We start from the raw sequence: 13,497 nt of genomic DNA on the forward strand, positions 1-13,497 counted from the left end.
GGCTTGGCACCCTCACGGTTCCAGCCGGCGCACTACGGCCGTGTCGGAAGGCCACCAAAGAACGAGTGGCCATCGGTCGTCCTGATCGTGAAATCGTCGGACAGCGGCCGTGAAGGCCCACCATTTCTGAGTTGCCGACCGGAACACTCACGCCTTCAACAAGCCCAACTCCTCAAGGCGAATAGCCATCGCTCCAACCGAAACCCCGAACTGGGCAGCCAGCGATTTGAAGGCACGTGAGTTGTAGGTTTCCGCCGCGGCAAGCGTCCGCGCGAGATGGCGCAGCGTGGGGTTCTTTTCCTGCACCGCATCGCTCGTCGTTCTCGATAAGGCAAAGGCGGTGTCATCTGTCAACACAAAGCACTCGGTGCCGAACCGCTGCACGAAGCATTCTCTCAGCAGCTTCCCCGGCATCACAAAGAAAGTAGCAAACCGGTCAGCCTCGCGCTCCCCTGGTTCGCGGGAACGTGTCACGCCATCAAGTGGCCGATCGCGGTGAATGCCGCCAGCATCAGGATGGAGAACCGCGTGCCCCAGCTCATGGGCTAGGGTGAACCGCTGATAGGCCGGCTCCACAAACTGAAGTGACGCCTTGACCACCTTTGCATCGCGGTCAATCAGGCCAGCCACTTCAATATGGGTTCTCGGGTCGTTACCCAGCCCACTTTCAAAAACGAGGTCATAGCCGACGAGACCCAGCGCTTTGCGGATGTCCAACACCTCGATCGGGTTCGTGGGCGGCGCACCTTCCCACAACTGATCTCGCTCACGCCAAAGCCGGCGTTGCAATGCGATGGCCTTGGCCTCGATCTCTGCATCGTTATAACGGCGCTTCTGATTGTTGGCAGGAGCCGCATGTGCGCCCTTCGATCCCGCATCGTTCGAACGCGTGGTGGCCGCTGCCTCGGCGATGCCTGCGCTGAAACCACCGTCCCCATCCAAGTAGGCGTAGGGATCTTCCAATACCTTGCGGCTCGCACTTAGCCTTGCGCCATCGGCGTCAGCCAACTCCATCGGCGCCGATGTTGGCTCATCGAGTTCGTCCAAGTATTCGATGAACGCATATGGGTTCTGATGCAAATGCCGGAGTTCGGCAATACGTGCTTTCAAAGGCTTGTTCACGGGAGCTCCCTGTCAATCGAGCGCTCCGGACATACCCGTCACACTCCAAAGCTATGGATTAGCCGTTGCAGGGCAGCGAACCGCATCCACTTCGCCGGCACCGGCCCAACGGATACACAAACCACCTTTCATGTCAGTAGGTTACGCCCCGCCCTTTATGTTAGGCAAGTATTGAACCATCCCTGGCGTCCCATACCCCATCAGGTGCTCGCTAACGTTTACTCGCCGAAGCCTGGGGCATAGCATCCACAACAATCCAGGACGGTGCCGGCTTTCCAGTCTCCAAGATCGCATTCCTCGCCGTGGACAACCCAGCAATCTTCGCTGGCGTTAAGTTCCCCACATCCACGATCAGGTAATGGGCTCTCTGTGCCCCTTCTGCCCGCAGATAGGCGTCCAACTGCTCGGTGTAGGCCCCCACCAGCTTCGAGTTTTTTGATCGTTTAAGCTCAACTAGGACCTTGGAGTTCGAGCCAGCGGAGATTTTGAAATCCACTGGGCCCGACCCACCATCGGACTCAGGGGAAATGTCGAGCCCATTGGCGTCGCAGTAGGCGGCCGCAACCGCATAGAACAACCGCTGCATCGCCTTTTCAAGCCTCGGAACTGTATGGCGCGGGTTCCAGCATTCGCGCCACAGCCCCTTGTCTTCGATCAAATGCTTGAACTGATCAACGATGGCAACGACAACGGCGTCTACCTCATCGAGCGTCAGCGTCCTGCCACCATACCGGGCAAGATCCAAAGGTTCTTTCTGGGCGATCTGTTTGCGGATTTCGGCAGGGTAGATTTCCCCGCGGTGGTCCCCCCTCACATCATACGGTTCATCTACCGCGCTCCGAACCAAGTCCAAAAAAAACTCAAACGACTGCTTGCTTGCCATCGCTGACTTCAAGACTTCGTTCTTTTCCCGAACCGTCCTGGCACGCCACAACTCCCCAACGTGTTGATTAACTCGATCTTTGAGATCCTGCGTCTCTTGGGCTGCGGTGGCGATCGCGTCCCAATCGGCAGCGATGGGAAGATCCCTAACGATGTCTTTGGGCACCAGCAGTAACGGCTCCCTTGTGTTCAAGGGATTGGGCGGCAATTGGTAAGTGGTGCCTGCGAGCGTGAATGGGGCAACGGCGCGACCAAGGTTCGTCGCCACCGCGTGGGTATATCTGGCGAGACAGTCGACCACAATGTTCGTGGTCATGTCGCTGATCCGATCGGCCCCGATCCCACCCTCAAACAGTGCCAGTGCCATGAACAGATCAGGGTTAACCACGCCGAGGTCAACGACCTCCTTGGCGACCACGAGCAGATGGCCACTGAGCTTAGAACCAAAACCAGAGCCCCCCGTTCCGGACGAGTAGCCAAGATGGGTGAAGGGGACCTCATGGAAGGACAGGTGACGTTCTGCCGCACGCCATGCAACATCCCCCTCCTTCTTGGATGCCACCAAAAGATCAATCAGCTGATTAAAACGCTGCTCATAGGCCTTCGTGGCACAGTCCCGAAAATCAGGATCTGATGCCTCATCAAGCAGCAGTGGATCAATGAAAAGGTTCGTGTCGCAGTTAAGGGTGACGTCGATGACGCCCGCCTTATCGAGATTTTCGGCGTCTATTCCCCAAGCCATCGAGAGCGTTACAGGCTCGCTCATTGCACTCCCCCTGTGCCAGCCAGTGCAGCGTTAAAGGCTTATCTGCGTCTTTAACGACGATAGCATGTCGGCCATTCCCTCATGCCTGAATTCAAACCTGGGTTCAGCTCGCAGCCTTTCAATGCGCCGAAGCGCGTCCATCGCAGCTGACAGCATGTGAAGTCCAGTTTCCCCCTTTACATTGATCTCGAAAGATCCGTCTTCTCGCATCGCCACATGGCAGCCCCAGACCTCCGGTGCCTCTTCGGCGCCCTCGATGTGGTTTTTCGGACGATAAGTGATGGTTGCCATGGTGAGGGCCTCGATCGGGTTTGGTCATCCATCTTGCCGGCACACCCAACCGACCGAGAAAAACGGGACGCCGGTTCAACTCCCGCCACGGGTCTGCCACCACATCAAACCATCACGACAGATTAGCCCTCGGCTTGGCCGCCCCTGGCCGGCAAAAGAACAGGGATGCTAATCTCACCAGGTCCCGTTTTGGGTATCGTTTTTCGCGCCTCGTCAGAGGCCGAAAGCCTTCAGGTTCAGTGGGTTGTGGCAGGCCGTCGTAACGTTCCCGCCACCTCCACCAATTCAAGCTCCAACGAAGACCAACGAAGGCCGGAAACCCTAGCAACAGCAAAGGTTCCGGCCTTTTTTGTGTCCAACCGAGTCCAGTGCAAGGTATTGGCATCCGACGGTAGGTGGCGGTAACTTTGACAGTAACAGGGGTCGCCGCCAGCGCGGTTACCGTCAAAGGGATTACCGCCATGCCGCTTACCGACACTTCCATAAAGAACGCAAAGCCGACCGACAAACCCCGCAAGCTAGCGGACGGCGGCGGCCTTTACTTACTACTCAATCCGAACGGCTCGCGTTGGTGGCGCTTGGACTATCGCTTCACCGGCAAACGCAAAACACTGAGCATGGGCACTTACCCCGATACTGGGTTGAGGGACGCGCGCGACAAGCGTGACGCTGCGCGTAAGTTGCTTGCTGCCGGCGTTGACCCTGGCGAGCAGCGCAAGGCTGAGAAGGCTGCAGGTGAAGAGCGGGCATCGAACAGTTTCGAGGTCATCGCTCGCGAATGGCATTCCAAGCAATCGGCAGCGTGGGTTGAATTGCATGCCAGCCGAATCATGCTGCGCCTTGAGAACGACATCTTCCCTTGGCTTGGCGGTCGACCTATTGCAGACATCACTGCTAAGGAGTTGCTTACCACTGTGAATCGGATCGTTGATCGCGGTGCCGTCGAATCGGCACACCGCGTTCTGCAGAACTGTGGGCAGGTGATGCGCTACGCGATCGCTACGGGACGAGCGGAACGCAACCCCGCAGCTGACTTGCGTGGCGCTTTGCCGCCAGTTAAACAAACCCACCTTGCTGCCATCACCGATCCGAATTCTATAGGCCCTCTGCTCCGCTCCATCGACGGCTACCAAGGCTCGTTTGTCACAAGGTGTGCCTTGCGGCTGGCACCGCTAGTGTTCGTGCGCCCTGGCGAACTTCGGCAAGCAGAGTGGGCCGAGTTCGACTTGGATAACGCGCAATGGAATATCCCCGCGGAGAAAATGAAGATGCGAGAGCCGCATCTTGTGCCTTTGGCACCGCAGGCGGTGGAAATTCTCCGAGAGCTGCACCCTCTGACCGGTCGTGGTCGCTATCTATTTCCCAGCGCGCGAAGCCCTCAACGCCCCATGAGCAATAATGCTGTGCTGTCCGCCTTGCGGCGCATGGGCTACGCCACCGAAGAGATGAGCGGCCATGGTTTTCGCGCTATGGCGCGCACCGTGTTGGATGAAGTACTTCACTTTCGTCCGGACTATATCGAGCAACAGCTTGCGCATGCGGTCAAAGACCCCAACGGCCGCGCTTACAACCGAACTGCGCATCTCGCCGAGCGCCGCAAGATGATGGCTGCGTGGGCGGACTATCTGGACCAACTGCGTGTCGGTGCCAACATCATCCAAATTTCGTCCGCAGCATAGGATTGCGTTCCAACGTTCCAACGTTCCAACGTTCCAAAGCAGATACAAATGGCTTTGCAGAGCCATTCCTAGCGAATCGATAGAACGTTCCGCACCATGAGCAACGGCGTTCCGACGTTCCATAAAAGGAGGATAGGAGCCCTCCCCTTTTTAGATACTCGGATCGAGTTCGACCATCTCCCATACCCAACCAGCAAACTCGGGATTCGCTTGATGTTCCGATAGCGGTTTGGGCGCGGGGATGGGTTGCCCATCCTCTTTGGCCGAGTTGACCCAGAGCGCAATGGCTTGCTTCGCGTTTTCGCAGGCATCCGCGAGGCCATCACCCGCCGAATAGCAGCCGGGAAGGTCGGGGACAACGACGCCCCATGCGGTGGTGTCGCTCCCTGCTTCGATCGCAACCGGGTACTTCATCTGTCTTTCCTCGGGTCGCACTAGGACGAACATCAACGATCTCCGCAACCGACATAATAATGGACGTTCCGGCGTTCCAGCGTTCCAAAATCAATAGGAATGACCGTGCGAAGCCATTCCCGCCACATGGACGCAACGTTCCATACCAATAAAGACGGCGTTCCAACGTTCCACCTGCCATGCCTCCCCCAAATTTTGGGTCCTCCCTGAAGGGGTGACCGTCGCGGCGCGTCAGACACCGCAATGTTTCATATCTGGGTGGAATTTTCGATTTGCACTTTATGTTTACGTTGCAAGCACGAATTCAATTAAATTCGGCAGATTACACTTCATTCTTATAGTAATCAGCTAGGTTCTGACTACCTTCCTGCATTTCACGCTGCATAATTCTTGGGTAAATTTTCCTTCGACGGCCGCTTGTGTTTCTCGACGGGGCGCCGTCGGATCACCGTCGTGGTCACTAGCCAAAGCCGATCCAATACTTTCCGAAGCGGAGTGGCCATCCTCCTATCTACTGCCGCTTAATTTTACACGTCACCCGACCAGCCAATTAGATCGTTGGCGGCGACCAGACTTGTAATTCGCGATGGGACACGGATAGGCTCATCGTGCGTATCCCAAAATAGGAGTGAGGAGATGCTTGTTGCAAAGTTTCTTCGCACCCCGACCTCGGATCTGCTCAGTTTGCCCTGATGAGCCGCTGACCTATGGGGTGCGAAGGGAGCCAAGAGGGGAATGCGCGCGGCCCGCGTTTGGGCAGTAATACCCCAGCAGCCTGGGTGGGCAAACAGCCAGGCGGGTAGCTCACCAGAGTGATCCCAGATCTTTGACCGGAGGGTCAGCGACCGAGCGGCCATGGGACTGGCAAAGCCAGCAGCCCGGAAACCGCAAGGCACGAGAGAACGGTCAGGCTCCCGACTCGTTGGGGATTGACGTGGATTCGACTCCCACCCCACCAATACAGCCATCTAAGTTATTAATTAACTGGGGAAGATTTTTCTTTAGTGGGTCTGTGTTGTCCGGTTTTGTCCGCTACCTGGTCAGTTTCTGGCCAACTTTTTTCTACGCCACGGCGCTTCCCGAGTTGCATATTCAGTGCGCCATAAAGCGTTCCGCTGCCCGCGATCACGGCGCGACAAGTGACTTCAATGGCTTCAATGACTTTCTCAACTCTCGGGGTGATCGGGTCTTTCGGACCCCAGCCGAAGATGTTTTCCAATTGCTCGACAGATTCGCAGTGGCTGGCGAAATTGCCCTCCGTTCTGAAGTCCTCGCGGGGCCATAGTCGAGCAAGCGATGACGCTGCATTCTCCACATCCAGCACAATGCGCCGGATGTCTTCGAAAGGCTTGGCCTGATCCTTTCCAATTTGCGCCATAAAGCGATAGCGCATGGAATGAAGCTTGTTGAACAGCTCGCTATATTGAGCTGTTCTCACAAATACAATTGAGGCGTTCTTCCGGGCGGAAAACTCTGCATCCCTTTCACCGTCGTGCCGAGTAATGTCCTTGGTCTCGTACCCAAAACTCGCGGGATGGCGAATGTGCCTCAAGGCGTCGGCCGCCTCATAAAATAGCGCCAGCGTGTCCTCCGCCAGCTCGATCTGTCGTCGACCCGAATGCTCGCGGCGCCAAGAGTCCAAACCGTAGACGGCGACGCAGATTGTGATCAAGGTAGCGAACAACCCGAGACCTTCGCCCAATGTCATCGTGCGATGCTCCATTCAATGCAGAGTGCGGCGGAGGTTGAATGCCGTGCGATTAGGCGTCAGGGCAAGTCGCTAATGTGGGCGCGCCCCCGTTAACCCTAGGGATTTTAAGTTACTAGCTGGAAGCTTGACGCTCAATCACTTGCGCTCGTTCTTTTTACACTTCGGCCATAGATAACCGACTGATTGCACAGAACCGTACCTGCTATTTTTACACGCTTAGACAGCCAAACGGGACAAAGAAAAAGCCCCGCCGGAGCGGGGCCTTTTTCTGGAACTCTGTTGCTGACATTTCAATGAGCATGCTCGCTGAGAAATGCGCGCACTTTTTCGGGCGAAGAGCCAGCTGCTGTCACTGCTTCACGCAGCTGGTCTTTGGTAACACCCATAGCTGTCGACCAAAACGCGAGATCGAACATCCCCTTCGTATCAACGACAAGTTGGGGCTGTTGGGAGACCTCTCCAGCATCGTGCTCGCCACCGACCGTCGGCGCCGTTGGCTGGCTATATTGATACATTGGCAGGACAGCCGGCGGGAGCCTCATCCGCCCGGTAGTCGAATGTAAGAACTCTCGCCAATAAGGCCAAACGTGGAAGGGTGCATTACGACGTCCGAACTCTCCCAATACGTCGTTCGGCAAAGCCTCGCTAGCTCGATAAACGAGCGCGAAAACCACAGCAACTTCACCGGCAATCGCGGGTGCGCCGTCACCGTCTAATAAAGACGGATGCAAGAAGCGCGCGCCCGTGACCACCTTGTACTCCACGAAGGTAGCAGCTTCCGCTGGTTCGTCCCCATCGGAAGAATCCGCGCTTCCTTCGACAACGCGGTGAAACGAAGTCTGAATTCTGGTCTGCACTTCCCACTGATCATTCAACGCGACAATTGGTAGAAACCTATCGTCAAGTGCCGCACTTGAATCACGAATATAGACATCCGTCAGAGCAAGAGCGCCATGGGCCCTCTTAAGCAAGTCGTTCCCTTCAGCCGTCATCCTTAAGCAGCTCCGCAGGCGTAGTCCGCATATTGATGGTCGTTCGCCGCCACAACAAATTTCGGCGTCACCGATCGCATGGAGACGCGACCCGCAGTTGTCCAGCCCGGCGCGGCCGTCTGATAGGAAACATCTTCGAGGACGTCTTCCACTCGAAATCGCGGCTTCTTGGTGCCGACATCGGCTTCGACAATGGAGAACGAGCGTCCCGCATAGTCGGCCCGAATTTTTAACTGACCACCTGTGGCGCGAACGAACGTAGCGAGTGTCGAAAGGTGGAAATCGCCTCTAGACTCCAACTTTGAGATTGCAACCTGGCTCACTCCGAGCGCTTCCGCCACTCGGCCCTGCAGCAAGCCCAGGGCAGCACGAATGAACGCGAAGGGTCTATCGCGTAACAATTCAGCCTTACGAGCTTCGGCAGCGGTGCGAGCTGGCGCCGACATCTGTGAAAGGAGGCCAGAAAGGGGCTTGCTCATTTCTTTGGTCCCATGGGTTTGAGAGATTGGAGGTGCCTGGCGTAGACCGCATCTGCAGCAGGAATCATCGCTCCATAAAACTGTTTGTCAGTCGATCCCTTCTTGTTGCCGCCCAGCAACAAGACCGCCACTCGGCGGGGATCAAAAGCATAAAAAACTCGATACGGATCTCCGCAGTACTGAATTCTCAGCTCGCGAAGGTTGGGGTGTTTGGAAGCCTTGAGAGTGTCAGCTCGAGGACGCTTTAGCTGAGGGCCGACTTCTTGGAGAACCAGGATGTTTGCCATGATCTCGGTTTGGGTCGCCTCATCGAGTGTGCACCACCACTCCTCGTACTCTTCCATGTATTCGACAGCCCACGTCACGCAATATAACTCCTAGGTTATCCTCACTCAAGGTCCACGGGGCAGGACTTCCTGCATATATCGCGTCGAATCGTGGAAGCTTTAAGGCATTCGCAAGCTACCTGAATGGCGAGACGTGACGCAATCGTCAAATTCGGTGCTCAAGACGGCAAACTGAGGCAAAAAAGAGTCAAATTATCAATCACATAGAATGCCAAACTGCACGGATAGGCTATTTGGCATAGGCTCTAAGAAATAGCCCGTCGAAACATCGGTAGGGACGTGCAGTTCACGACTCGGCGAGGCATCTCATCCTCAGCAGAATGTCTCATTCTTCAGCACGATGTCCGATTTTCGGCATGACGTCTCGTCCGGGGCGGCACCTGCATGGCGACCGCCAGTCCCTGGTATGGTCGTGCGGCTGACGCAAGGGAATTATCCAGCCATGTGCTCACTGCTGAGTTCCGTCAGCCCGTGGTGCTCCATGGCGTCGTACACCTGGTCCCACCACCAGAGGCGGTCCCGGTGGTCAACGGCTATGGCAGGGACATGAACGAGGCGCTCGAACGCGTCCCAGAGCTCTTCTTCCGGTCGGCCCGCCGACTTGAGCCTGCGCAACTCGGTGTCCAGATCCTCGAAGAGCGCAGTCAGTTGCTCCCTCGTGTAACTCACGTGACAGTCTCCAACCATTCGCGATGACCGTGCTCGCCTTTGCTGAGAGGCTGCTACCGCGATTTCCTTCGCCTTGGTGGCTGAAGCAGGCCTTCGGCGAAGGAACGGTGCGCTAACCATAGGCTCACCGCTCACCGCCGCCGCGGCGTCGTTGGCGAATATCTGCATGATCATAGAGCCTCCCCCTGTGAAGGCTGTTCGTGCCAGACCAGATTAGGTCCGCGCAAGACTGTGCGCAACCGGATGGGCTGCGTCTGTGCCGGGGACATCCTCCATCCTTCGCGCCTGACAGGGCCCAGCTTCTGCCGGCGCCGCGCAGTTTCGCCAACAGAAATAAATGCTAAACGGGCCTACCAAAACCCCCTTGCCAAGCGTTTTGCGATGAGTATCTTTTTGCGCCGCCGATCGCTACGGGATCGGCGGACGCCGCGCCCAGCGGCGCGGTGACAGTCCCTAATCCATGTTGCTTACCAGAGGATATGGCCATGCGCACTGTGCTCGACTTTTCACCACTACACCGTTCAAGCATTGGCTTCGAACGCGTCTTCGAACTCCTTGAGAGCGCGGCACGGACGCCGCAGCCGGACAACTGGCCGCCCTTCGATTCGGTAAAGGTCAGCGATGATCAGTATCGAATCACGATGGCCGTTGCCGGGTTCACTCGCGACGACCTGCAGATCTCGCTTCAGGACAACATGCTCACCGTCAGCGGCGAGCGCCCCACAGACCATGTTGGCGAGGTTCTGCATCGCGGGATTGCCAATCGGCCGTTCACCCGCCGCTTCGAGCTTGCAGAACACATGCAGGTGGTCTCTGCGGATCTGCGCGATGGGCTTCTCGTGATCGACCTCAAGCGCGAGATTCCGGAAGCGCTAAAACCCCGCCAGATACCCATTGGCACGGTCGGTAAGGCGTTGGCTGAGCCCCGTCGCTTAGAGACCCAAGCGGCCTAAGCAATCACCCAGCGCAGTTACGTCTCCGTTTCACTCCCTGGCATGTTGGGCGGTGGTCGCAAGCCGCCGCCCCTTTTTCATGGGCGCCGCTTGCCGGACCACACCTCCGTCGCATGACCTTGACCACGCGATGACCTACCCCGTGCCATTCGTAGGGACCCAACCAGGAGGGCAATTGCCGTGTCAGACGACAAAACCAACCGCGGGCCGCGCGATGCCGATCGCGTAAACGTCAATGAGGACTATGAAGTCCGCTACTGGACCAAGAAATGGGGCGTCACCGAGGCGCAACTCAAGGACGCCGTGAGGCGGGCCGGCGTCATGGCCAAGGATGTGGCTAAGGCTCTGGGCAAGCGGTGAGTGCCAGCGCGGTGGCAGGCCGCCCCGTGATGATGGTTTCGACAATGCGCTGACCGCGCCATGAGCCGGACGGAAATAGCCTTGGTTCGCGCCCGCCCATTTGGTGTTCGTTCCGTGGCCTATGGCCACAACCCCTGTGCCGTCGGAGCCAATGGGCGGGCGCCGGGGCAGCCTGTGATCCTCGGGCTGCCCCTCTTTCTATCCGCCGCTCGCGTACTGCCTGGGACGCTGCCCGGACAGCGGCATCAACCGGAAGAAGTCTTCTATCCGGCGTTGCACGGCAAAATGGACCAGCACGGAAACGTCCAGACAGTCGGTGCCGGTGGTTGAAACGGATCCCTCAGCGAGCATCAGCTCGTTACCGCGCATCAAGGTAGCGCTCCAGAGAGCTGATTCGCCCTGCTCGCGGTACGTCGCCTCGTAGTGGACACCCTGATGCAACCCTACGACGTCGGCCATTGCAAAATCACCTCGCAAAAGTACCAGCCCCTGCGATGAGAGAAGTCAGAATTTTCGCGGTGTAAGAATGGTCAAGGCCTGCAAGCCCCATCACTTCGGCTGACTGGGATCACCGCGGTATCGCCATATGGCCTTCTCGAGTTCGGCCTTCGTTTCAGGAATCAGATCGCGCGGCCGGGACTCTCTGAAGATTGCCGTCGCTTCGTGCATTCATCAATGAACGCGATCACATCGCTCTCGAGCCAACAATTCCTAGCGCCGATTTTCAGCGGCCGGGGAAATCGACCGACCCTCATCATGCGATAGAAATTGGCGCGGCTCACGGCAATCGTGGCGATCACCTCGTTTAAACACACCAATCTATCAACCGCCGACTGGAAAGAACCTTGCACATTTACCCGATTAGCCGCTTCGAATTTCTCCAAAATAGCGCGTGTCCGTGCACCACCCCTGAGCTTCGGCTCAAGCCTCACTTTTGTCGGGCAATTCTTTCGACGTCGTTCCTCCGCCTGCCTGCGGCCTTCTACGCGCACATAGGAGACCAATTCATCGCGCAGTATCACAGTGTGTTTCCTATTCAGCACGAGAGCTGGTACAGCGCCATCTGTCACAAGTTGCTTCATCGCCTCATAGCCAAGGCGAAGGAAGTCGGCGGCCTCTTGAAGGTCAAGGGTTTCACCAAGTGGCAGCAAAATCGATGGTTTCGGCATAAAGAAGACAACTTTCGCGACGACTTAGAGTTCCGCACTTCGTAGTGCCGCACAAGAGTCCGCCTCATGACAACCGAAGGATGTAGTGAATCATTAGTGCAGCATTTCATGCACTACCAGCACGACATGACCAAGCCTGAAGACGCAGAAAAATGATTATCCGACTCTGCCTCCATGGTCGGCATCCGCCTGTGGACATCCCCAGCGAGGCCCCCGATATCGGCCTTAGACAAGATTGGGCTGCGATCAGTTCAGGCAGACACATTTCGACGGAAATGCCCATAGAGGATTTGCCCATGTCGATTGCCAAGAATTGAAGCACCCCTCAGACAACTGTGTTTTGGAGCTTCATTGTGGTTAACAACTCTCTTCCAGCCGAAGGCTACATCCGCCTCGCCCAGCTTGTACCCGGCGTCGTACCTGTCTGCAAATCCACGATCTGGAATTGGGTTAAGGAGGGCAAGTTCCCTAAGCCGGTCAAACTTAGCGGCCAGGTAACGGTTTGGCGGGTCGAAAGCGTCCGCGAGTGGATGGCCCAGAATGGGACGGTCCACTAATGGCCACCTACCGTCCAAGTTTCAAAGTCACCGCGAACGACAAGGACGTAACGGCGCTACTGGCTGACCGCTTCATTGGACTAGTGCTCACGGACGAGACCGGGTTCAATTCCGACACCTTCGAAGTAACGATGTCTGATGGCAATCCAAATAAACCCGTGAAGATTCCACCTACCGGGGCAGAGCTTCAGGTGTGGCTAGGCTTCAATGACAATCTCATGCCAAAGGGCTTGTTCGTCTGCAACGAAATCGAGCTGACTGACGCGCCGGCTACCATGACGATCCGCGCGCATGCTGCGCCGTATGAGGGTACGCCGAAGGGCAAGCGCGACTTTCAGACACAGAAAACACGCAGTTGGCCGGCGAACACCACAATCGGTGCCATGGTGTCGAAGATGGCAGGTGAGCACGGCATGACGGCAGCAACGTCGCCCGAGCTGGCGAACATTCAACTGCCGCATATCGACCAGTCGGCTGAGTCGGATATCAATCTGCTGGTGCGCCTGGCGAACCGCTACGACGCCATTGCCAAGCCTGCCGGCGGGAAGTTGTTATTTGCGAAGCGCGGAAACTCGAAGTCGCTCGTCAGCGGCGCCGATCTACAGACGATTTCGCTATCGCGCACAGACGTTGTGCCGGGCTCGCTCCGTAGGTCGATGGTCCGCCGGGATAGCGCAGGCACCGTCGTTGCGTTCTATCGCGACAACCGCACCGCTACGCGACATCAAGTAAACGTGGGCAGTGGTGATCCCGTAAGGCGGCTTCGCGCTGGCTTCAAGAACGCCGCCATGGCAACCGCAGCCATCGAATCGGAGCTGGCCCGGCGTGCGCGCGGCGAGTCGAAGCTTAGCTTCACCATCGCCGGTCGAACCGACATCGCGGCCGAGATGAATCTTGTGATGGACGGGACGTTCCGGGAAGGCATCGCGGGTAACTGGCTGGTCACGCGTGTTCGCCATCAGGTTTCGCCTGGTAGTGGGTATCGATGCGACGTAGAGGCCGAGAAGCCAAACGGTGACCCAAGCTCAGAAGATGCTACGGACAGCACGGTTACTAATATTGAGGCCAATACCTGACATGTATAGGCAAAGCGACTATTCACCGGA

16 protein-coding genes are annotated in these 13,497 nt (G+C 57.1%); 5 read left to right on the forward strand and 11 right to left on the reverse strand.

The genetic code is table 11. The annotated features are described in order from the left end of the window. Positions 1–147: 147 nt before the first annotated feature. The 3 genes from ACN9MB_RS13585 to ACN9MB_RS13595 all read right to left on the reverse strand — a co-directional run bounded on the left by ACN9MB_RS13585 (position 148) and on the right by ACN9MB_RS13595 (position 3,061). Positions 148–1,122 carry an ImmA/IrrE family metallo-endopeptidase gene (locus ACN9MB_RS13585; RefSeq protein ID WP_426269257.1) on the reverse strand — a complete coding sequence of 325 codons (975 nt, stop codon included), beginning with the start codon at positions 1,120–1,122 and terminating at the stop codon, positions 148–150. 211 nt (positions 1,123–1,333) lie between these two features. Continuing rightward, positions 1,334–2,770 (reverse strand): hypothetical protein, encoded by a 1,437-nt coding sequence (locus ACN9MB_RS13590; RefSeq protein WP_426269258.1) that lies wholly within the window; start codon positions 2,768–2,770, stop codon positions 1,334–1,336. A 30-nt stretch (positions 2,771–2,800) separates the two neighbouring features. Then, on the reverse strand, positions 2,801–3,061 hold the full coding sequence (locus ACN9MB_RS13595) for a hypothetical protein (protein WP_311842229.1): 261 nt from the start codon (positions 3,059–3,061) through the stop codon (positions 2,801–2,803). Positions 3,062–3,522: 461 nt separating this feature from the next. Between ACN9MB_RS13595 and ACN9MB_RS13600 the strand changes: the two genes are divergently transcribed. Continuing rightward, entirely contained in the window at positions 3,523–4,740 is a 1,218-nt protein-coding gene (locus ACN9MB_RS13600; protein ID WP_426269259.1) for a tyrosine-type recombinase/integrase, read from the forward strand. Positions 4,741–4,890: 150 nt separating this feature from the next. On the opposite strand, the gene ACN9MB_RS13605 is transcribed toward ACN9MB_RS13600, so the two are convergent. From ACN9MB_RS13605 to ACN9MB_RS13630, 6 genes are all read right to left on the reverse strand, one after another. Further along, positions 4,891–5,154 carry a type II toxin-antitoxin system HicB family antitoxin gene (locus ACN9MB_RS13605; RefSeq protein WP_426269260.1) on the reverse strand — a complete coding sequence of 88 codons (264 nt, stop codon included), beginning with the start codon at positions 5,152–5,154 and terminating at the stop codon, positions 4,891–4,893. Positions 5,155–6,130: 976 nt separating this feature from the next. Continuing rightward, positions 6,131–6,862: a hypothetical protein gene (locus ACN9MB_RS13610; RefSeq protein ID WP_426269261.1), complete on the reverse strand. Its 732-nt coding sequence runs from the start codon at positions 6,860–6,862 to the stop codon at positions 6,131–6,133. Positions 6,863–7,155: 293 nt separating this feature from the next. Continuing rightward, entirely contained in the window at positions 7,156–7,857 is a 702-nt protein-coding gene (locus ACN9MB_RS13615) for a DUF3606 domain-containing protein (protein WP_426269262.1), read from the reverse strand. A 2-nt stretch (positions 7,858–7,859) separates the two neighbouring features. Further along, the gene (locus ACN9MB_RS13620; RefSeq protein WP_426269263.1) at positions 7,860–8,336 is read right to left on the reverse strand and encodes a helix-turn-helix domain-containing protein; all 477 of its coding nucleotides are present in this window, start codon (positions 8,334–8,336) and stop codon (positions 7,860–7,862) included. Then, a complete protein-coding gene (locus tag ACN9MB_RS13625) occupies positions 8,333–8,701 on the reverse strand; it encodes a type II toxin-antitoxin system RelE/ParE family toxin (protein WP_426269264.1) in 369 nt (122 codons plus the stop codon). Before ACN9MB_RS13625 ends, ACN9MB_RS13620 begins: the two co-directional genes overlap by 4 nt. Before the next feature lie 414 nt (positions 8,702–9,115). Next, positions 9,116–9,526, reverse strand: coding sequence for a hypothetical protein (locus ACN9MB_RS13630; RefSeq protein WP_426269265.1), 411 nt, complete (start codon positions 9,524–9,526; stop codon positions 9,116–9,118). A gap of 311 nt (positions 9,527–9,837) precedes the next feature. Between ACN9MB_RS13630 and ACN9MB_RS13635 the strand changes: the two genes are divergently transcribed. Both ACN9MB_RS13635 and ACN9MB_RS13640 read left to right on the forward strand, forming a co-directional pair. Further along, the gene (locus ACN9MB_RS13635; protein WP_426269266.1) at positions 9,838–10,305 is read left to right on the forward strand and encodes an Hsp20 family protein; all 468 of its coding nucleotides are present in this window, start codon (positions 9,838–9,840) and stop codon (positions 10,303–10,305) included. 180 nt (positions 10,306–10,485) lie between these two features. Next, positions 10,486–10,665: a DUF3606 domain-containing protein gene (locus tag ACN9MB_RS13640; RefSeq protein ID WP_426269267.1), complete on the forward strand. Its 180-nt coding sequence runs from the start codon at positions 10,486–10,488 to the stop codon at positions 10,663–10,665. Positions 10,666–10,863: 198 nt separating this feature from the next. On the opposite strand, the gene ACN9MB_RS13645 is transcribed toward ACN9MB_RS13640, so the two are convergent. Further along, positions 10,864–11,124: a hypothetical protein gene (locus ACN9MB_RS13645; protein ID WP_426269268.1), complete on the reverse strand. Its 261-nt coding sequence runs from the start codon at positions 11,122–11,124 to the stop codon at positions 10,864–10,866. Between the two features lie 161 nt (positions 11,125–11,285). Then, complete coding sequence (locus ACN9MB_RS13650; protein WP_426269269.1) at positions 11,286–11,834, reverse strand: helix-turn-helix transcriptional regulator; 549 nt, start codon at positions 11,832–11,834, stop codon at positions 11,286–11,288. A 353-nt stretch (positions 11,835–12,187) separates the two neighbouring features. On the opposite strand from ACN9MB_RS13650, the gene ACN9MB_RS13655 reads away from it, so the two are divergent. Then, complete coding sequence (locus ACN9MB_RS13655; protein ID WP_426269270.1) at positions 12,188–12,391, forward strand: helix-turn-helix transcriptional regulator; 204 nt, start codon at positions 12,188–12,190, stop codon at positions 12,389–12,391. Further along, positions 12,391–13,467, forward strand: a complete 1,077-nt coding sequence (locus tag ACN9MB_RS13660; RefSeq protein ID WP_426269271.1) for a contractile injection system protein, VgrG/Pvc8 family — start codon at positions 12,391–12,393, stop codon at positions 13,465–13,467. Before ACN9MB_RS13655 ends, ACN9MB_RS13660 begins: the two co-directional genes overlap by 1 nt. The last annotated feature ends 30 nt before the right edge of the window (positions 13,468–13,497 follow it).

Origin of the sequence: Dyella kyungheensis, assembly GCF_049913195.1 — a bacterium.
GTDB classification, from domain to species: Bacteria; Pseudomonadota; Gammaproteobacteria; order Xanthomonadales; family Rhodanobacteraceae; genus Dyella; species Dyella kyungheensis.